General features: G+C 41.7%; 22 protein-coding genes and 2 pseudogenes. 10 read left to right on the plus strand and 14 right to left on the minus strand.

The window, feature by feature from the left end; all coding sequences use genetic code 11:
* Positions 1–328 precede the first annotated feature (328 nt).
* Together C7B70_RS22325 and C7B70_RS22330 are read left to right on the plus strand one after the other, a co-directional pair.
* Positions 329–529 (plus strand): hypothetical protein, encoded by a 201-nt coding sequence (locus C7B70_RS22325; protein WP_106371149.1) that lies wholly within the window; start codon positions 329–331, stop codon positions 527–529.
* Positions 530–549: 20 nt separating this feature from the next.
* A pseudogene (locus tag C7B70_RS22330) lies at positions 550–913 on the plus strand (IS1 family transposase); the annotation flags it as partial.
* On the opposite strand, the gene C7B70_RS28515 reads toward C7B70_RS22330, so the two are convergent.
* Positions 907–1,038, minus strand: coding sequence for a hypothetical protein (locus C7B70_RS28515; RefSeq protein ID WP_255409371.1), 132 nt, complete (start codon positions 1,036–1,038; stop codon positions 907–909). The pseudogene C7B70_RS22330 and the gene C7B70_RS28515 overlap by 7 nt on opposite strands.
* Positions 1,017–1,142 (minus strand): hypothetical protein, encoded by a 126-nt coding sequence (locus C7B70_RS28520; RefSeq protein WP_255409372.1) that lies wholly within the window; start codon positions 1,140–1,142, stop codon positions 1,017–1,019. Before C7B70_RS28520 ends, C7B70_RS28515 begins: the two co-directional genes overlap by 22 nt.
* Positions 1,143–1,810: 668 nt before the next feature.
* On the opposite strand from C7B70_RS28520, the gene C7B70_RS22340 reads away from it, so the two are divergent.
* The 4 genes from C7B70_RS22340 (at position 1,811) to C7B70_RS22355 (ending at position 7,652) form a co-directional block, all read left to right on the plus strand.
* Complete coding sequence (locus tag C7B70_RS22340; protein ID WP_106371162.1) at positions 1,811–2,404, plus strand: helix-turn-helix domain-containing protein; 594 nt, start codon at positions 1,811–1,813, stop codon at positions 2,402–2,404.
* Positions 2,385–5,114, plus strand: a complete 2,730-nt coding sequence (locus tag C7B70_RS22345; RefSeq protein WP_106371150.1) for an ABC transporter transmembrane domain-containing protein — start codon at positions 2,385–2,387, stop codon at positions 5,112–5,114. The genes C7B70_RS22340 and C7B70_RS22345 overlap by 20 nt, the downstream gene beginning before the upstream one ends.
* Before the next feature lie 97 nt (positions 5,115–5,211).
* Positions 5,212–6,732, plus strand: a complete 1,521-nt coding sequence (locus tag C7B70_RS22350; RefSeq protein ID WP_106371163.1) for an HlyD family efflux transporter periplasmic adaptor subunit — start codon at positions 5,212–5,214, stop codon at positions 6,730–6,732.
* A 185-nt stretch (positions 6,733–6,917) separates the two neighbouring features.
* Positions 6,918–7,652 (plus strand): peptidylprolyl isomerase, encoded by a 735-nt coding sequence (locus tag C7B70_RS22355; RefSeq protein ID WP_106371151.1) that lies wholly within the window; start codon positions 6,918–6,920, stop codon positions 7,650–7,652.
* A gap of 167 nt (positions 7,653–7,819) precedes the next feature.
* On the opposite strand, the gene C7B70_RS27225 is transcribed toward C7B70_RS22355, so the two are convergent.
* Both C7B70_RS27225 and C7B70_RS28020 read right to left on the minus strand, forming a co-directional pair.
* Positions 7,820–7,987: a hypothetical protein gene (locus C7B70_RS27225; protein WP_199192452.1), complete on the minus strand. Its 168-nt coding sequence runs from the start codon at positions 7,985–7,987 to the stop codon at positions 7,820–7,822.
* Between the two features lie 560 nt (positions 7,988–8,547).
* Positions 8,548–8,736, minus strand: a complete 189-nt coding sequence (locus C7B70_RS28020; RefSeq protein ID WP_146134141.1) for a hypothetical protein — start codon at positions 8,734–8,736, stop codon at positions 8,548–8,550.
* An 84-nt stretch (positions 8,737–8,820) separates the two neighbouring features.
* Between C7B70_RS28020 and C7B70_RS28025 the strand changes: the two genes are divergently transcribed.
* Both C7B70_RS28025 and C7B70_RS22365 read left to right on the plus strand, forming a co-directional pair.
* The gene (locus tag C7B70_RS28025; RefSeq protein ID WP_233221067.1) at positions 8,821–9,351 is read left to right on the plus strand and encodes a hypothetical protein; all 531 of its coding nucleotides are present in this window, start codon (positions 8,821–8,823) and stop codon (positions 9,349–9,351) included.
* 50 nt (positions 9,352–9,401) lie between these two features.
* The gene (locus C7B70_RS22365; RefSeq protein ID WP_233221073.1) at positions 9,402–9,689 is read left to right on the plus strand and encodes a DUF5615 family PIN-like protein; all 288 of its coding nucleotides are present in this window, start codon (positions 9,402–9,404) and stop codon (positions 9,687–9,689) included.
* 112 nt (positions 9,690–9,801) lie between these two features.
* Here the strand turns inward: C7B70_RS22365 and C7B70_RS22370 are convergent, their stop codons facing one another.
* The 5 genes from C7B70_RS22370 to C7B70_RS22390 form a co-directional block, all read right to left on the minus strand.
* On the minus strand, positions 9,802–10,902 hold the full coding sequence (locus tag C7B70_RS22370) for a T3SS effector HopA1 family protein (RefSeq protein WP_106371152.1): 1,101 nt from the start codon (positions 10,900–10,902) through the stop codon (positions 9,802–9,804).
* A gap of 119 nt (positions 10,903–11,021) precedes the next feature.
* Positions 11,022–12,179 (minus strand): aminoglycoside phosphotransferase family protein, encoded by a 1,158-nt coding sequence (locus C7B70_RS22375; RefSeq protein WP_106371153.1) that lies wholly within the window; start codon positions 12,177–12,179, stop codon positions 11,022–11,024.
* Between the two features lie 378 nt (positions 12,180–12,557).
* Positions 12,558–12,788 carry a hypothetical protein gene (locus C7B70_RS22380; protein ID WP_106371154.1) on the minus strand — a complete coding sequence of 77 codons (231 nt, stop codon included), beginning with the start codon at positions 12,786–12,788 and terminating at the stop codon, positions 12,558–12,560.
* A gap of 42 nt (positions 12,789–12,830) precedes the next feature.
* Positions 12,831–13,268, minus strand: coding sequence for a nitrogen fixation protein (locus C7B70_RS22385; RefSeq protein ID WP_106371155.1), 438 nt, complete (start codon positions 13,266–13,268; stop codon positions 12,831–12,833).
* A gap of 48 nt (positions 13,269–13,316) precedes the next feature.
* Positions 13,317–13,523 carry a hypothetical protein gene (locus C7B70_RS22390; RefSeq protein ID WP_146134142.1) on the minus strand — a complete coding sequence of 69 codons (207 nt, stop codon included), beginning with the start codon at positions 13,521–13,523 and terminating at the stop codon, positions 13,317–13,319.
* Positions 13,524–14,064: 541 nt separating this feature from the next.
* Here C7B70_RS22390 and C7B70_RS22395 point away from each other — a divergent pair.
* Entirely contained in the window at positions 14,065–14,274 is a 210-nt protein-coding gene (locus tag C7B70_RS22395; RefSeq protein WP_106371157.1) for a hypothetical protein, read from the plus strand.
* A gap of 294 nt (positions 14,275–14,568) precedes the next feature.
* Here the strand turns inward: C7B70_RS22395 and C7B70_RS22400 are convergent.
* The 5 genes and pseudogenes from C7B70_RS22400 to C7B70_RS22420 form a co-directional block, all read right to left on the minus strand.
* A pseudogene (locus C7B70_RS22400) lies at positions 14,569–15,487 on the minus strand (IS630 family transposase).
* 341 nt (positions 15,488–15,828) lie between these two features.
* Entirely contained in the window at positions 15,829–16,023 is a 195-nt protein-coding gene (locus C7B70_RS22405) for a hypothetical protein (RefSeq protein ID WP_106371158.1), read from the minus strand.
* An 83-nt stretch (positions 16,024–16,106) separates the two neighbouring features.
* Positions 16,107–16,457 carry a hypothetical protein gene (locus tag C7B70_RS22410; RefSeq protein ID WP_106371159.1) on the minus strand — a complete coding sequence of 117 codons (351 nt, stop codon included), beginning with the start codon at positions 16,455–16,457 and terminating at the stop codon, positions 16,107–16,109.
* A 584-nt stretch (positions 16,458–17,041) separates the two neighbouring features.
* The gene (locus C7B70_RS28525) at positions 17,042–17,173 is read right to left on the minus strand and encodes a hypothetical protein (RefSeq protein WP_255409373.1); all 132 of its coding nucleotides are present in this window, start codon (positions 17,171–17,173) and stop codon (positions 17,042–17,044) included.
* Between the two features lie 193 nt (positions 17,174–17,366).
* Complete coding sequence (locus tag C7B70_RS22420) at positions 17,367–17,681, minus strand: muconolactone Delta-isomerase (protein WP_106371160.1); 315 nt, start codon at positions 17,679–17,681, stop codon at positions 17,367–17,369.
* A gap of 264 nt (positions 17,682–17,945) precedes the next feature.
* On the opposite strand from C7B70_RS22420, the gene C7B70_RS22425 reads away from it, so the two are divergent.
* Positions 17,946–19,154 carry an RNA-guided endonuclease TnpB family protein gene (locus tag C7B70_RS22425; protein WP_106371161.1) on the plus strand — a complete coding sequence of 403 codons (1,209 nt, stop codon included), beginning with the start codon at positions 17,946–17,948 and terminating at the stop codon, positions 19,152–19,154.
* The last annotated feature ends 324 nt before the right edge of the window (positions 19,155–19,478 follow it).

Here is a 19,478-nt window from a genome sequence, read left to right on the forward strand (position 1 = left end):
AGCTAGACTTGGGAGTCTTGGCTAGAATGCTTATGTACGGACTGATTACCGTGATTCAGCATTCAACGAATCGCACCTTCCTAGTTCATCCCTAATGGTTAGATATAAATTCCCTTTTGGAAATGCTGCCTTTGCCACTTGCGCTGTTTGTTTTGGGACTGGCTTGATGGGTCTTGGATGTAGGGACATACCCTGACTCCTTTACCTAACTTGGTTACTCGAATAATTAATTTCTAGAATATCTCTTGCTGTTGTTTCTATAGTCCTCTTTTTCTTGGTTTTGTTAAGTTGACCAACAGTATCCACTTGCTACTCAAACCCCTATTACGTGGCAGTGTTCAAGGAAATTGCTTGTGTTGCTACTCAACTTACCACCTGGTGTACCCAGCAATTAGCGCCTTTATCAATAGCAGATTGGTGTTTATTACGTTCCCAGTTAGAACAACATCGTATCAATCGAGTCAAACAACTACGCTTTCGACGTTCTCCAGTTGATTACCTTGCTTCATTGGAAGCACAGTTACTCTAGCTAACTTTGCTACTGTAGAAAAAAACAAAATTTGGCTGTGGACGGCAGTAGACCATTTTAGTCAAGGTATCTTGGGCTAGGTTTTAGGTGACCATAGTGCAGAAACATTTCGACCCCTGTGGGTAATTGTGGGCGCATGGCATTGCTACTTTTACGTTACTGATGGATGGTCGGTTTATCCTAGCTTTATTCCAGAGGGTGACCAGATTATCTCCAAAACTTACATGACACGCGTTGAGGGAGAAAACACCCGATTACGGCGCTATCAGGCTCGACTGCATCGGAAAACTTTGTGCTATTCGCTCGTCAGAGGAAATGCTGAGACACTCAGTTCGATTGTTACTGCACTACCTTAAATTCTGGGATGTTCCAGTCCCTCAGTGACTCATACCTGCCTTCAGCAATGCCCTTTCCCAACGTCTACAGAAGCGATCGCTCCCAACTTTTTCACCATTCCATAAAGCCCCTTGTAACCCAGCCGTTTTCCTTAATGCTTCGGATCTTGGCACAGAAACATGGGGCTATCAAGAGTTGGTGTAAATACATTACCCTTTTGCTGCCGCCATTCTAAATATGCTTCCAGGTGTTGCCGCGCTTCCTTGCTCAAAGGCATTTCGCTGACGTTCTGCTCTTGGAGCGATGAACAGTAAGTCTTTTGCCTTTTCAGTTGTTGACGTTAAGCACTGATATTTCCGAAGCTCTTAACCCATGACTGAGCAAAGTAATAATAGCGCGATCGCTTATCCGAGTTGGTTCATCAGTAGAGAGAGCGTGCTAACCTCCGCTTAACTTAACCCCTTGTACCTACCCAATCATCAAGATACGGGGCTATTTGTCAGTCTATACTTAAACTAATTAATACAAAAACAATAATTTTGCGACTGCGATTGCTATTCAAAAAATTTATGAAAAATAGATTATGAAATAGTTTAACTACGATATTAGGCGATTATTTAAGCTTTAAAAAATGGCTTTAATTGATACACTTCACTTAACTAAAATTATTAAGCAAAATCAGTTTCTTAGAGGCAAGCTTTGTTTTTCTGCTACTTAGACTATTTTGTATACTTTTTTAAAGTGTAAAAACACTTATTTCTTATTTTCTAAAATTTAAAAATCAGTATAAATACTGAGGTGCTTTTGGTTAGCATCAAATACAAAAAATAATTTTTGTAAATTACATATTTTTAGCTCAAAAATGTCTTCAATTATTCACTTTTTTGCGGAAAGTGAATTTGAGCAAATGTATCAGTAGTAGAAATTCGTGTGAAAGGCACTGCTGTGGAAAAACAAAGTCAGTATTTGACACCTTTTCAGCACAAGTGGCTGGAAAAAAGTCTGCAAGAGGATTTGCCTAAGTCATACCGCCAGCGAGTTCAAATCATGTTGCTAGCGTCAGAAGGGAAATCTCAAACCGAAATTTGTCAATTATTAGGGTGTTGTGCAGCGACAGTACGGCATTGGATGCACATAGCTCGTGCTGGGATGGCGCATCAATGGCAAGAATGTGCAGTTGGTCGCCCAAAAGCAGCAAACGACCAGTATTTAGCGCGTTTAAGAGAATTAGTTAACGGTAGTCCTCGCGATTACGGCTATTCTTTTCGGCGGTGGACAGCAAACTGGTTAAGTAAACATTTGGCAAAGGAATTGGGGATTTCAGTGAGCGATCGCCATCTCAAGCGCCTGCTCAAGCAAATGGGGCTGTCCACTATACCAAAGCCGAATCATGTCGAGGAAACAGCGATTCAAGCCCAAGGTTCCAAAATTTTGATTAATGAACTAAAACAGGGAACTACATCAGATAATCAAGAATTTTTGCCTGTTAATTTTGAATTTTTGAGACTATCAGACAATTATGATGCAAAATCTATTTGAGCAGTTATCTCTGCAACAGCTAAGTAATGCTTTGGGCTATTCTATTTCTGAGGAAGAATTTCAACGTTGTCTTAAACAAGCTAAATCTCTAACGCCAAAAGTTGGAAAGTTCTGGCAAGGAACTGATGGAATTACTGGTATCTATATTGTGGTGGCTGGCAAGGTAAGGTTGCTAGACGAAGCAGGTGAAATAATCGTTACTCTGGAGGCAGGAGCATCATTTGGGGAATTTACCTTGTTTAAGGAGGCTAAGTTTCAGTCATATACAGCTAGGGCTTCCGTTTCTTTGCAATTGTACTTTATTCCAGGTGAAGAATTACTGCCACTGATGGCTAAATATCCCCAAATTCGGGAGCATTTGTGGAATGAAGCACAGGCGCGTAATTCACAGCAGGTAAACTCGAATGACCTCCTAGTATGGTCAGCTGAATCGAGTAAAAGCTATGAAAATGATATTCTGTCAAAAGTAGCGGTAGAAGCGCAGCCTCAGAAGAAGATTAGTAAGGCTTACTTTCCCAACCCTACCCAGCGAGTGGGACATTTGTGGCACCACGTATTGCGGCGCTATCCGTTTTTTGCCCAACAGAGTGCCTCGGACTGCGGTGCAGCTTGTTTAGTAATGATATCTCGCTATTGGGGAAAACGGTTTAGTATCAATCGCCTGCGGGATATCGCTAATGTTGACCGCAATGGCTCGTCGTTACGGGGGTTATCGGCGGCGGCGGAAAGTATTGGGTTTGCCACGCGACCTGTAAAAGCGAGTCTTGACCAGTTAGCGAAGCAACAATTGCCAGCGATTGCCCACTGGGAAGGAAAGCACTACATTGTTGTCTATGAAATCAATGGCAAACAAGTGATTGTAGCCGATCCTGCGATTGGTCAACGCAGCCTCAGCCACACGGAATTTAAAGCTAACTGGACGGGCTATACACTACTGTTGCAACCCACAGTCTTTCTCAAAGATGCCAAAGAGACTTCGACTCCCTTTTGGCAATTTTTTGAGTTGATGAAGCCTCACTCTGTTGTAATGCTGGAAGTGTTTATGGCTTCGGTGTTTATTCAATTATTTGGACTCGTCACCCCATTATTTACCCAGTTAATTTTAGACCGAGTGGTCGTGCAACGTTCAGAACTAACCTTAACAGCCGTAGGGATTGGGTTGCTAATTTTTAGTCTTTTCCGTGTAGCGATGATGGGGTTGCGGCAATATCTGTTAGATCACATGGCAAGCAGGGTAGACTTATCCCTGATTGTCGGGTTTATCCGCCATACTCTACGACTCCCCTTAAGTTTCTTTGAGTCCCGTTATGTGGGAGATATTATCTCTCGTATGCAGGAAAACCGCAAAATTCAGCGTTTCCTTTCTGGTGAGGCTTTATCTATCCTGCTAGATTTACTTACAGTCTTTATCTATGTGGGATTGATGTTCTGGTACAGCTGGAAAATGGCGTTGCTCGCGTTAGTGATTGTACCGCCTTTTGCATTACTGGCTTTGATTGCTACGCCTTTTTTACAGAAGATTTCCAGGGAAATATTTAATGCTGTTGCCAACGAAAGTAGTTATTTGATTGAAGCCCTGACTGGTGTGCGGACTGTTAAATCCACCGCTGTGGAACAAACAGTTCGTTGGCATTGGGAAGAGTTATTGAATAAAGAGATAAAAACGAACTTCTCTGGGCAGGTCATCAGCAATCGCCTACAAATTTTCAGTAACACAATTCAAGCAGTGGTAACTACTGCCTTGCTGTGGTTTGGGGCGTACCAAGTGATTCAAAACCAGTTAACTATAGGGCAATTGGTGGCATTTAATATGCTGCTGGGTCAAATTATTACGCCCTTCCAACGCTTAACGGTGTTGTGGAATCAAGTGCAGGAAGTAGTAATTGCTGTAGAACGGATTAATGATGTGCTGGATGCGGAACCTGAAGAGGATTTACAGTATCAAGCACGGCAAAACTTACCAGAAGTTAGGGGAAACATTCGCTTTGACAACGTAACATTTCGCTATCACCCAGAAAGCGATACTAATGTTTTAGAAAATCTCAGTTTTGAAGTACACGACGGGCAAATGGTAGCGCTGGTGGGACGTAGTGGGTCTGGGAAGACCACCATTTCTAAGTTGGTTTTGGGGTTGTATCCCCCTACGGATGGCAAAATATTGATTGATGGACAGGATATTACGAGTATTTCCTTGCGTTCCTTACGTCAGCAAGTTGGGGTTGTTGACCAAGACACATTTTTGTTTGGCAGTACGATTCGGGAAAACATCAGTCTAGCTTATCCAGGCGCAACGTTAGAAGAGGTGATCGAGGCGGCTCGGTTAGCGGGTGCTGATGAGTTTATTAAAAAGTTACCGATGGGTTATGAAACGCAGATTGGTGAAGGTGGAGGGTTGTTATCTGGTGGACAGAGACAACGGATTGCGATCGCCCGCGCCTTACTAGGCGATCCTAAGCTGTTGGTTTTAGATGAGGCGACAAGCCATCTGGATACAGAGTCGGAAAGGATCATTCAGCGAAATTTAAACACAATTCTTAAAGGGCGAACCACCTTGATAATTGCCCATCGTCTTTCCACTGTGCGGAATGCAGATTTAATTTTGGTGCTGGATCGGGGGGTATTGATTGAAAGTGGCCCTCACCAAGAATTAATGGCTAAACGAGGGCATTATTTCTATCTCAATCAACAGCAATTCGACACAGTTGCGTAAACGAGGAGGAAAAGGAAACAGGGAGAACTTTTGCTTTGCTCCCAGCATGAGGCAAATTATCTGTGGTCAAAATCTAAAATTGAATTTAGGAAAAATCATGCCGAATACATTGAATGGAAGGGTTACAAGCCAAGTACCTTCGGATGCACAACAACTAGTTTTAACCTCCCAAACACCAGCCATTACTTCAGATGATTGGTCAGACGTAACTCAAGAATCACTTGATAGCTTGCCCCAGGTTTGGACAAGGGGATTGCTGTATTTTCTAGTAGTATTTGTGTCTATAGTTTTACCTTGGGCAATGCTGTCTAAGGTAGATGAAACGGGTACTGCTAGAGGTCAACTTGAGCCTAAAGGTCAGACAGTTAAGCTAGATACTGCTGTACCAGGAACTGTCGCCCAAATTTTGGTAAAAGAGGGTGATTTGGTAAAAGCTGGGCAGACTTTGTTGGTACTAGAATCTCAATTGGTTAATGCCGACTTGCGGCAGGTGCAAGATAAGTTAGAAGGTCAATTAAATCGGCTGTCTCAGTTAAATTCATCTCAGAATCAGTTAGTTGTCGCTTTAACGACTCAACAGCAACAAAATCAATCTCAAGAGCTAGAGAAGCAGTCTCAAATTGATCAGGCTAGGCAGAACTTTAACGCTCTTAATAATTCCTATGACTTACAGAAGTCAGAAAAACTAGCTCAAGTCAATCAGGCACGGCAAACTGTTGAGCATAGTCAAACTGCTAGCAAGTTAGTGGCGAGTAGTTTGGCAAGTTCCCAACGAGAGGTTGAACGCTATAGCAAGTTAAGGCAGGAGGGAGTTGTTGCGGAGATTAATTTAGTAGAAAAGCGAGATATAGCTAAAGAAAAGCAAAAATTGTCTGAGCAAAGTAAGTCAGATATTGAGCAATCTAAACTACGTTTGGCAGAACAACAAAGTAGTTATGAGCGGACTATTCGCAAAGCCAAAACGGATATTGAACAGGCCCAGTTGCAACTAAAGGAACAGGAACGGAGCTATCAGACTTTAACTCGTTCCAGTAAGCTGGCTATCTTAAAAAGCGAGGAACAGCAGAAGATTATGGAGACGGAAATTAGTACGCTGAAGGCAGAAATTGCTCAGAGTAAAAGTCAGATTTCATCCTTGAGGATTCAATTAGGACAACGAATTTTAAAAGCACCTGTGAACGGTATAGTCTTTCAATTGCCGATTCAACGGGCTGGGTCTGTGGTGCAACCGGGAACTTTAGTGGCGGAGATTGCACCCCAAAGTTCGCCGCTAATTGTTAGGGCGCTGATGGCGACGACTGAGAGTGGTTCTTTGCGGAAAGGATTGTTAGTGAAACTAAAGTTTGATGCTTATCCTTTTCAGGATTATGGAGTAGTAGGAGGCAAGTTAGTGAATATTTCTCCTACTACCACGGAAGTGGATACACCTAATGGCAAAGTGGCAGCTTATAACTTGGAAATTGCCCTGAATCAACATTGTATTTCTAGTAAAAATAAGTGTATTGCCTTGCGTCCAGGGGATACGGCAACGGCGGAGGTAATTGTGCGCCAGCGTCGGATTATTGATTTTCTGCTCGATCCATTTAAGCAGTTGCAGCAGGGTGGTTTGAAATTGTAGGTATTTCAGGGTATTTACCCATTTCTCAACCGAACCATCTAACAAAGTTTCTTACTAGTGAAGAGGGAGAAAATCCCCCCTCACAACGAAAAACATTCTTCCTCTTTTCTCTCCTCTTAGGAGAGGGTTAAGCAGAGATCAACATTTCACGTTTAATCTCGTTTATTTAATTTAGGAGAAACATCATGTCTCAAACTATCACCGTCACCAACGATGATATCTTTCAACAAGTCAAGCTATCTTACAAAATTCCTGAGATAATTGAGCAGATTGTTACCCGCAAAATTATTTCAGTAGCTGCTGAAGAAGCTGGTATCAAAATAAAAGATAAAGCACTTCAGAAAACGGCAGACACCCTTCGATTAATAAACAACCTTCACACTGCTGAAGATACCTGGAAATGGCTGCAAAAACATGGTCTTTCTTTAGATGATTTTGAAGAAATTGCTTATACCAGTCTCATTTCTGGAAAGTTGGCAAAACATTTATTTGCAGATAAAGTTGAACCTTGGTTTTTTGAGTATCAGCTAGATTATGTCGGTGTGGCTATGTATGAAGTCGTTCTGGATGATGAAGATTTAGCAATTGAACTTTTCTATGCCATTAAAGAAGGTGAGGTGAGTTTTTATGATGTTGCTCACAAATATGTTCAAGATACGGAATTACGTCGCCATGGGGGATATCGGGGGATAGTGCGCCGTAAGGATTTGAAGCCGGAAATTTCTGCTGCTGTTTTTGCTGCTAAACCGCCACAACTTCTCAAGCCAATTGTGACATCCAAGGGAGTACACCTGATTTTAGTGGAGGAATTAATTCAGCCGACATTAGATGAGAAACTACGCACCAACATCCTGGCAGATTTATTCTCTCAATGGCTAAAACAACAAATTGAGCCTATTGAAATTATTCAAAGCTTTTAAGCAAATAACCAGGCATAGAGAGCCTGGTTATTTGCTTAAAGTAGTTAAGCAAAACTAATTATATATATTTTTTTGCTGTTTGCTTTACTGAATACAGGATACAGAATTCAGAAATATATAATTAATTTTACATAGATACTTAGATGGAAAAAGATAAATATACTAGTCTAGCAGTAGCGTGCGCTAATCAAAATGCCTACCGCAACCCCAACCCAGAATAATCCACCTTTAGTTGTATCAATCTCGGTATCTGTTAGCTCTTGGAGATAGCTTTCAGAATCCATAAATAGTTCAGCACCAGGCGCACGCAGATTATAAATTGCAATTGTAGCCATTGGAATTGTACTCCTAAGTAAAATTGTTTCAGTTGGAATTAGACTTTTAATTGCCTCCTCCCATTAACATAATCCATTATTTAATCTAGTATTTCAAGGTTTTAATCCCTAGTAAATAGACAAAACTAATGCAGTTATATGTTGGTTAGTTATCAAATTTACTGCGCTATTTTTAAAAAAGTAAAAATATTATATTCATTTGGACGAATTACCTAATTTTTGATGATATATATAAAATACTTATGTCCTTTTTCTTTAGTTATTACCTCATTCATTAATACAAATTAGAAAAACATATAAAAAATCAGCCCAAGAATCTTCTTGGCCTGAACTGTAAAAATTTAGAGTTATTTATTCTGGCGGTAGGAGCAGACATTATGCTATGCGCTACAATCTGATAAACTGCGCGATCGCTTTCCACAGCCGCTACAAAGTGTTTAAATCTGCTCTCTCGTCAATCCCTAAGAGTCGGCATCGTAGGCGCTCTATTAACCGTTCTGCTCGCTTTTTGAGCCAATTGTTTCTGCTGTCGCTCTAATTGTTTTGCGGTGGGAATCCACTTATAAAGCCGCATCATACCACCGCAACCATTGTTTATTTTTGCCACGATACTCTCCAAGCCATAGGACTAAACCTAACTCCAAGGTCAGTATCCAAACTCTATGCTGATCAACAGAATTAAATGGTTCCATTGCTAAAAATGCGTAGGCGTTCGCGTAGCGTCTCGTAGAGAAGCCCGTCGTAGACATCGCATTAATGATGTCACTTTAATGAGTGTGATATACTCATATTTTACTTACCAATTTGATTTCTACTTATGAGGTAACATGACCATGCCGATATCATCTAATCCAGAAACGGTAGAAACCAAGCGACAGAACTTCAACATTACTCCAGAACAAGAAGCAAAGCTTAACTGGCTACGTGATGCGATCGCTGCTCCTAATACCAAAGAAACAATCCTGCGTTCCATCGATCTAATGTTCACTCTCAAACGCCAGATGCGTCCAGGTACTCAACTATTTCTCCACACAAGAGAAGGGCAAGTCCGCCTACTTATCCCAGAACTTGAATCTCCCCAAATAGGCGACTGGCAGTATCTGGTAGAACGACCTCACCCTTGGCGGCGGCAACTTTACATTAAAGGGCGAAAATTACTTGCCTCGACTGTTTGGCAGGATATGGTTGTTAACCAAATGTCACTAGAAGAGGCAGCAGAGAATTGGAATCTCCCCCTTGCTGCCGTTGAGGAGGCTATTCGCTATTGCGAAAGTCACCAAGAACTCCTTAAGCTTGAAGCCGAAGAGGAACGTTACCGCCTCCAAGAACAAGGAGTCTCCCTTGAGCCTAAAACTACTCATTGATGAAGACTCCTAGGCAAAACGTTTAGTTAATTTGTTACGGAGTGCAGGTCATGATCTTATTACAGTTAAGCGTTGCAGCTTTAATGAGCAAGCCTGACTCAGTTGTACTTGAGTATACGAGACTTGAAGAGCGTGTATTACTGACCCGCAACTGTGATGACTTCCAAACTCTCCAAAAAGCAAACCAAAATCATCCCGGCATTTTAGCAGTCTACCAGCACCCTGACCCATCAAAAAGTATGAGCTACCTGAGTATCGTCAAGTCCATCGCCAACATCGAAGCATCGGACTATAGCCTAGCTAATCAGTTTATTTCCCTCAACCAATGGAACTACTAAGAATGTTCCAAAAAATAAATGATCTCGTTTGACAACTATCGACTACGACAAGTATTGAGATGCTTCCCTACGGTCAGAATGACAATTTGACCACTTTTTTTCTTGAAATACTCTAATAAATATCCTCTGAATTGGCATTGAGATAAGGGCGCTGTAAGTCAATCCCCAAATGAGAAAATTGCCCAAGGATAGCTTGCATTCTCCCTTGTAGCGAGTCATCTCCTTGATGCCAAGCTTCCAGTAAGCCATTCGCCACAATCTGACAGCGGTTCATCCCAAAGCTCTCCTGAACACCAAACTTTTGGTCTGGTTCTTCTGCTAACCCCAACCCTGGTGCTAGCTGCTTAGTGAATAGGGGAACCTCTGACTTAAAATGCGATTCTTTCTGCTGATAAACAGCCTGTAAAACTTCTCTAACTGCCTGATAATCCCTCTTATCAAAATATAAAACCCCTGAGTCGTAACGCTTGTAGTCGTCTGGATTATAGAGAACTTTGAAACTAAACTCAATAGAAATAGCATTTAACTGCTGGGTTAAATTCCGCATGACTTCTACTGTACCAGAGGGGGTTAAGTTCAAATAGATACGTACTATTTGTTGCGGTTGTTCTAAATGCTGCTGACTTTGTACTCCTGCATTGCCCACTGCCATGTAAAAGCCATTTTGCACTAGATTCTTTGGCATCCGGATAGCCACTAATTTACCTACAGCAACGGATTTTTCAGCAGGTTGAAGATGCTTATCCCGTTTAATATGCAGCCTCAAACTGCCCTTAGTCACCGCTAAAGTACCATCAGTTTCTTCTTTTAGAACAGACCAGCCAGGGTCAAAATAGCCTTCTCCACAATTACTTTCATGTAGTTGCTGATAAAACGCCATATCTACCCCTAATAACGTATTGTTCTCCAAATCCAGGTTTAAACCATTTTCCTCCCCCTCTGGTGCTAAGACACTCCGCATCGAACCGTTGTAATACATACCGTAAAGAAAACTCCGCAGTTGCAAACTCAGATATTTTTCCTGCATCTGTTCAGGCAGTTGCTGAAAACGGTCAACCGCCTCTGCTGGCAGTTTCAAGGGTTTGTAATCTGGATGGCGAATGGAGAAATCAGAATGAATTTCAATGTGAACAATGTCTTCTAGAACATCTAGTAATTGCTTAGTTACGCCAGTTGACTGTTGAGTTGGTGAAGAATTGAGTAATTGTGTCATTTGATGCAAGGATTTTGGATTTACCCTATGTTTAAGTTTTCTTTGTTCGCCCCAAAATTAATTTCAAGGCTAACTGCTACGAATATAAGTTTTCAGTCCGTTTTGACGAACTTAAGTTATTAGCCAGGGATTTCAATCCGAGTCTGTTTTAATTCAGCCGCACCAAAAATCGTTGGCATTGATTGTTCCGGACGGCACAACAACGTCTTTGCAACTTGAAGCATGGCAATACCCGTATTCCCAAAAGATTTTTGATACTGAATCATTGCCTGAATCTGTTGAATCAAAGCAAAACCCGCAAATTGCACCACCTGCTGTAAGAAATCAGGACGGTGTTCTAAAATTTCGGGGAATTTGCAAAAATACGCTTGGATTAACGCAAAAATAGAAGGCTGAATTTTGTCTAAGGGAGTTATTGCCAACCGCAGTGATTCATCAATACTCAAAGAATTACTAATAACCAAGCTACCTAGCCAGATTTGCACATAGCTACCAATGACTGTTCCTAAATCAAAAGCTGGATCTCCCCAAGCAGAACGTTCCCAATCAATCAGCCGAACAACAGGGTTACTTGCTTGCTCCCAATCGTTTGGCAGAAGGATATTATTCAATTTCAGGTCATTGTGGGTGAGACAACAAGGAGTAAAAGTATTACCCAATTGCGCGATCGCCTGCCCCAAACTATCATATCTCTGATAAAGGGCAAAAAATTTCAACCCATCATCAGGTACTAAACCAAAAATTTCTGGCGAAATCCTTTCTAACCCTCGTATCAAACTCGTCACTTGGTCGTTAGCTGAGTTTTCTCTATTTTTTGAGAAAAAATCTTGATAGTTTTGGCGGTTGAAAGTCTCACAATGGATAGTTGCGATCGTTGTGCCAATTGCCGCAGCAATTTCACTGTTGAAACTATTTTCCTTCGTGTAGAAATCCATTAAATCCCGATAGTCATCCAGGTAGCTCTTGATAATAATGGAATTCTCCCGATCAAAATGCAGCACCTCTGGTAAAGATGGACGCAGGTAATTCAGTTCTGAAAATTGCTGTGAGAATTCTTGAATTCGCCACTCACTTAAAAACTCACCAACTGCTTTCCCCTCCTGAGTGTGCCGTTCTTGCTTAACTAAAAGTTTGCGACCATTAGCAAAAGTCAGTAATAAGTTAAAGTTCTTGGCAGCAACTGGCTCTACCTTACTGAGAGGTGGCTCTGACTGATTACACAAACCCTGTGTAACTAAGTAATCGAAAACATTATGAGAGTTTAATAGAAATGTCATAAGCTATGAAGGTAACAAGATATTTTTAATTTGAACTACTATAAAGAGAGTTCAGCAAATTTGTAAGTTTTCCAGAACACCTATAGGTGTTTGGCTCCTTTACTCGTACCAGAGCCTAAATTAAACCGTAATTCCTCTACTTTTTCAATGATTATTTGGAATGAATGCTCTCGAATGTTGCCTCGGCTATAGCTTGAAGTAGGCAGTGAGGGGTAACTTTGTTCGTACCATTTGCTTTAATGCCCAAAGCAGACGGCCAAGCCAAAAAAACCAAGCATCCCCTCTCCCTCACCGTAACAGTCGCTCTCAAGGACCGTAAATATCAAATATTCCCAGACTGAACCCGTCTCCCCTCTCGCTTTGCTTTTAAGTCAGCAATTAACTGAGAAAAGGTGGATCGCACGAAATTATTCCACAAGTTGTATAATCAGCCTTTCCTACCTGACCACCCATGATACCATTTGCTTCTTCCTCAGAAAATGCCAATAGAGGCTCTTTTGCATCTAAAACTTGGTTTCGTCGTGCAGATGCATTTTGCACGGCTTCTGCAATCAAGTCAGTAATTTCAATTTGACTGTTGCACTTTCTTTGATTGATATTTGCAGACATAATCCTCTCCTTTTATAACTTAAAGACATCAGGTAACGTTACTTAACTGGCACTTGGTGTCGCCACGTTACGCATTAGTTCAGACGGGTTATAGTTATCAGTGATCGCTTGCGGACAACGCATACAAGCTGCTTTGCCTTCCTGCTGCCACCATCGACAATCTCGGCGGATGGAACAGGGTGGCAGTTCCTCTACTACCGTAGGCAACTGCTCTACAATTCGTTGTGCCAGACGACAGTCTTTACCATCAAAATGGTGACAACCTTTAGTCGCGCAAGGTGCAGCTGTACGAAAAATTTCAGTGGGTGTAACTGGGCTAGCCTTTGCCATCAGTTCATCTGTAACGGGTAGTGGCTGCTTTAAATAAGCTACACGGGGTTCTGTTACCGTTCCACTAATTAAACCGAAGACAACACTCTCCTTCCATTCTGGTCTAGCACTCGGACAAAGCGTAGTCTTATTAACAACAATGTTTTCCATGAATTGAGCCTCCTCCAAAGAGTATCTTTTATATTTGAAGATTGACAATTAATTAATTTGTCCAAGTAAGTAGCCACCGAAGTAAATAATCTTCTCTACAATAGAACCACCTGCAATATTTCCCGCTTGCTCATCAGATAAAGCATCTTCTGAATCTATAATCCCTTTCCGTCTGAAGACAGCATTATTTACGGCAACATCGATCAGGTCATTAATTTCAACTTGACCTTTGTGATTTCTTTGGTTTCTGTTCATTTTGATTTTCTTCTTAATTTGTAACAGGAGTTGCACTGAAGAACTAAGCAGTATAAGTGCTTAATCTGCTGTCAACATTCTAGACAATAAGAAAGTTATTCTCCGATTTTGGAAATTTTTGATTAGGTCACAACTAAAGTTTTTTTGTCCTCAAAATCTAACGATTTTTCTAAGAAATTATTAACAAACTCTAGGGCGTATCTGCAAACAAAAAAGAGACACTAGATGCAGTGGAGAAGAGATGAGAATATGAGTAGTCTAATATCTGAAAACCAATTGGAGTAACTTTCCATGCCACTACATCGTGGTGACCTAAATGATGCAAATAGGGCAAAAACTTTATCCCTTGCTGCCAAAAAAAGCGCGTCCTGGGAGACCTGCCGCTGACCACCCTTGCGATTATCAACGGCATTTTGTAGATTCACCGCACGGGTGCGCCGTGGAATGATTTGCCTACTCGTTATGGGTCACGGGGTACAATACCCGTGCCGCTTCTATCTTTGGCGCTCCCAAGGCATCTGGCAGGAGGATTTTAAATCGCTTGCAGCAGAGCGCCGATGCCACCAATCAAATCGATTGGGAAGTACATTTTATCGATAGCACCATTGTCCGCGCTCATCAACACGCCGCAAGAGCAAAAAGGGGAAACGACTTGCAAGACAACAATCGCTTAGTGTCCAGTTTCTTCAGCAGCAAGAAGCACTCGGACGCTCAAAAGGCGGTTTCAGCAAGGCATTTTTTGGATGAATAATTCATCCAAAAAGATGCCGCACCAAAATCCATATCCAAGCCGAAGGCATGGGTAAACCAATGCAGTTTGTCTTAACGCCAGGACAATGCAGTGATGTCAAAGGATTCTCCCTGCCTTAATACTGCACTAAAGGTTAAGCGCATTAAGCGAGGAAAACCCAAGTAACGTCCTCGTTACTTAGTAGGCGATAAGGGCGCTTGTCGCGCAGAGGATTCGTTGTACTTTACGTCGTCAGCACACCACGCCCATCATCCCCAAGCGTAAAAACGCTAAATATAGCAGTCGCCATAGCTGTTAGGAGGCAAGCCTTAAAATATGTTCCATTGCGTCTCGTAAGCAATCAAACTTGCTCTTGCAGTGACGGATGCGACTTTTGAGCCACGACCAGCATTTCTCAATCTTGTTAATATCTGGAGAATAAGGAGGCAAGTACAGCACTCTACACCCCACCTGCTCCAACAATGCTTCAATGCGCCCTCCTTTGTGAAAGGTGGCATTATCAATCACCAACTACTGTCCTGGTTGGAGAGCCTTGAGCAAACAAGTTTCGCGCTCAGGTTTCAAAAACTATCCGATTACAAGCTCCAACAATAGTAAAAGGAGCCATTAACTTATGGTTACAATAGGCGGCGACCATGTTGACTCGTTCAGTGCGTTTGCCGGACTTAAGTGCGTGAAAGCGTTCCCCTTGCTCATTCCATCCATAGCCGTAATCGTCTCGGTTGTCCATATCCGCTTCATCGGCATAGACGATATCATTGGGGCGGTTTTTTCGGGGGGAAGGATTCCTCCCGAAAGAAACCTTGTCTATCGTCGTTAATTGCTCCAAAAATGCTTGACGCTTAGCTTCATTCCGTTCAATATATCCATAAGTCTTTTTTTTCGCGTGAACCCAATCTTTTGCAAAGCACGGGAGATCGTTCGTGAACTTATATCTCCCTCCCAAAGCTCCGCCATCTGCTCCTGGGTTTTATCCCCATGAATCTTCGCAAAATCGCGAAACTTTTCCCAGTCTATGATTTTGTGATTATTCCCAGGCGGTTTATTGGGCTTAGGCTTTAAGTCCCCTGTTTGAGCCTTGCGCTTCAGCCACAGGTCAATGGTGTTACGGCTGAGGCTTAAAGATTTCACTTACCTCACACTTTCTACGACCATCCAATTCGATAGCATTAATGACTTTTTGACGGAGGTCGTAACTATAGGGTTTTGCCATGAGTGCTATCAGATTTAGATAGTGAACTTTCTCTCTAGCTTACGTCCTAAAAGACTTGCCGATTGCTATAACTGAATAAGTTTTCTAATTTTTGGATCTCTTGGTAAAACCGGAGTGATAGTAAACTCACAATTCCACAAACGTGAATGATGAGCGCAAGTATTACGCACTAAATGAGTGGTGTTTAAGCCAAGACTCTAACACCACTTCGTTCAAGTTATAAGAACGTGCGATCGCGTTGCGGTGGACTGAATAATAAGGTATTTAATCCACCATTATTTTGCTCTCGTTACTGATGAAATCCGACGCAGTTAAATCTTGACTCGCCGTCAGAGTCAGCTTTACTGCTCATCAACTTTTTCGATATCATCAGGTGTACCAGAGGCAGAAACTTTTGATGAACCAGATTTACCTGCACCCGAATTACCGCCAGAAGCGCCAGCACCACCAGAGTGTTTAGAATCTGTGTTGCCTTGTTCTTCTTGAAGCTGTTCAAGGCGGTTTTTTTCTTGAGCTTTATCTTTTTGGTCAGCCATATTTTATTTACACTTTTCAAGCGTAGTAATCGCTATATACTCTAGCATTTTACCGATTCAAGCTACACCAGAGGCAAGCGCTTTTACTTAGATCTAATTCGCTGCCATGAGACACTGGTAAATGATACTGCAAAACCGGAATGTATGATGATTACAAGTGCATTAGTCATGCCACCAATAAAGCTGTAAATTTGGGTAATCGCTACCAGACTATGAAAAGTAGATAAAGTGATTAATCCCGGTTTTAGTTCTTTTTTATGAGTCAAATCCAGCATTAAATAACTCAAAGTCCCTAAAGCCAAAGCACCGCATCCAATTACCCGTAGTAAAGAAATAGACAGTTCGCTATCTGTTAAAAACAGAGTTGGAAACAAAATAAACAAAGAACCAATTCCTATTTCAAAAATAGTATTGGCTATTAATAGCATTCGCATTCAGGAAACCGCACTTCAGATTTGGACACAACCTTAATATAACTTTATACGCGGGACTCATATAGGGTAGCGATCGCTTCCTCTTGTTTGTAGTGTCGTATACCCAATTATTAATTTAGTATGACAATTATTCAACGCTATCAGGACTTACGCAGGGAGAGGAGAGAAAGCAAAGAGGTAGCTATTACCCCTCGTCTGTTACTCTGAGTAAGGAAAAAACGAATTGAAACTTGAAATAGCTTGTAATGTATGACTTTTAGGCTTTATTTTCTAATATTAGACTTAATTAGAAGTCATTTTGCTAAAATCCTTATCTAAAGCAGGTTCTAAATTTTACCCTCCTGAAAGTGACAGAAGATGGTTACAGCAGTTCTTGATTGGGCAAGGTACAATTAAGGGCTATGTTGCAAAAAAGGGTAAGGTAAATAATTCTATTAGATAAAAACATCCTGCCTGTCTCTGATGAATCATAAAACTCCGTTCAAGTGGCGGCACTATCAGCCCGAAATCATCCTCTTGTGTGTCCGATGGTACTTCAGCTCCTCGTTGTGGGTTAGGTTGCAAAAATAATAATGTGAGCTAGTTTAATTTTTCTGTGATCGAATATACGGTGTATGCAGCAAATTTGCCGCCTTGCGTTTACCTGCTTCTCCCTGCTTGTCATACCGCGCGATAGTCACAGGACTAGAGATTTTCTTGCCGATACTAATCCTCATCCTCCCCAATCCTTTGCAAGTAAGCTGCGGCTAAGGCTTACTTCAACGCTTCTTAGGTTTAGCGGCAGTAGACTTTATCGCTTTTGATACCCTTTAGCTCCTTACCGTACAGTATATCTACCCCTTGGCACATAATGCTCATACCAAAGTCATACCGAAAGCAGTGCGGTTGGATGCCATTCTTTTCAAACGACTAACTATCCAGGCGAGCTTTCACATCAGCCGCAAAATCCTCATACCTTCTCAATCCAGTCACCTGAACTTGAACGTGCTGCCCATGCTTTTTCATAATCGGCAAATCCAACAAAATTTGGTCTAAAGTATCAGGTGAAGGTACATCTACGATCGCAATTACTCGCCGCATTCCGACGCACTTCCATAAATCAACAACAATTCCCTTTTTCTTCGCTCCCAGGGCAGCATCAGCTTCCTCAGCCCAGATAGTAAATAAGTCTTGCTGGGACATATCAGCAGGATATTCTATATGAAAATTTAGGTGATATAGCATCGCTATTAATTTCCTCCAAGAAAAAATCAAGTTATTTAACGTCAGTTCGGGATAAGGTAAAAGCCAAAGAAGGCGGCAAAACAGGTCGTTTGAAGGAACTAACTAATCAATCCACCTGGATGCTTTACGCTTAGTTTAGAGGAACTATTCTGCTCCGTCGATGATTTTTACCAGAAAAATGGGTTGAAAGCCCCGTGGCTTCAGCCCGGCTTTATATTAATATTATATTGTTTTATCAGCTTGGTTGTGTGATAAAATAGTAGCATGATAGTTAGAGAAGCCAAGCTAATAAACGGGACTAAGGAACAATACCAGCTTTTTGATGACGCAATTCGTACTGCTCAATTCATTAGAAATAAGGCGGTTCGGTATTGGATGGACAATCGAAAGGTTGGCAAAGCAGACTTATACAAACTGTGCAAAGACTTAGCTAAAGAGTTTGCTTTCGCTCTTAAGCTAAACTCCGCAGCAAGACAAGCCAGTGCCGAAAGAGCTTGGGCATCTATATCTAGTTTTTATACTCGTTGTAAGAAAGGAGAAAAGAAGAAAGGGTATCCCAAGTTTAAAAAGCATTGTCGTTCGGTAGAGTATAAAGTCTCAGGCTGGAAGCTGTCAGAAGACTGCAAAACTATTGCTTTCACTGATGGCTTTGGCATTGGCTCGTTATCTATATACTGCAACAACCAAACGAGAGAGGATTTATACAGGCTTAAGATAAACCGCGTTCGGGTAGTTTGCAAGGCAGACGGGTATTATGCTCAGTTCTGTTTTGATGCCGACCGTAAGGAGTACGGGGAATACACGGGTAATGTTGTTGGCTTGGACTTAGGGTTAAAATACTTCACCAAAGACCAAAATGACAATGCCGTCATCTATCCCCAATTTTTAAGGAAGTCTGAACGTAGACTTAAAAAAGCGCAAAAACGATTAAGCAAGAAGTTTGAATTGGGTAAGAAGCCTCAATCAAATAACTACCACAAGGCACGGAAACGACTGGGTAGAGTTCATTTAAAAATTCAAAGGCAGCGTAAAGACTGGGCAATAAAACAAGCTCGGTGCGTGGTTCACAAATGCGATGTGATTGTCTACGAGGATTTAAAAATCAAGAACATGGTCAAAAACCACCATTTAGCTAAGTCTATAACGGACGCTAGTTGGTATCAGTTCACTCAATGGCTAGAGTATTATGGCAAAATTTGGGACAAAGCAGTGGTGGCAGTTTCGCCAAACTACACATCTCAGGATTGTTCAAACTGTGGTCATCGAGTAAAAAAGTCACTCAGCACGAGGACTCATTCATGCTCATCTTGTGGGGTGGAGGTTTGCCGCGATCCAAACGCGGCGATTAATATCCTAACTAAAGGCATGAAAGTTTTAGGGCAAGAGTGGCAAAACAGTACCCAAGGGCATTGGGAATCTGCTTCGAGAGAAGGAAAGCTTGGGGAGAAGACTGCCTCTACTATTGATGAGTAATCTGATATAGTAAGTGGACTTCCGTGAACCAAGAATTAGAATCCCTGTGTTGCGATAGCCCAGGGAGTATGTCAATAGGTATGCGTTTTAATTTTAAACTTTCAAATGTTTAAAGCTAAGTTTTAGATGATTGATCGTGTATGAACATGACAAGATTATGTACTATACATAGCGGAAGTATGCTAGAGGGCTTCTTATTACCATTATTTGGTTCCGTGACTTATCGCACGTAGGGCGTATGCAGCAGATTCGCCGCCTTACGTTTAGCCGCTTCTCCCCGCCTGTCATACCGTGCGGTAGTTACAGGACTGACGTGACCTGCCA

Origin of the sequence: Chlorogloea sp. CCALA 695 (genome assembly GCF_003003885.1) — a bacterium.
Lineage (GTDB): Bacteria > Cyanobacteriota > Cyanobacteriia > Cyanobacteriales > Chroococcidiopsidaceae > Aliterella.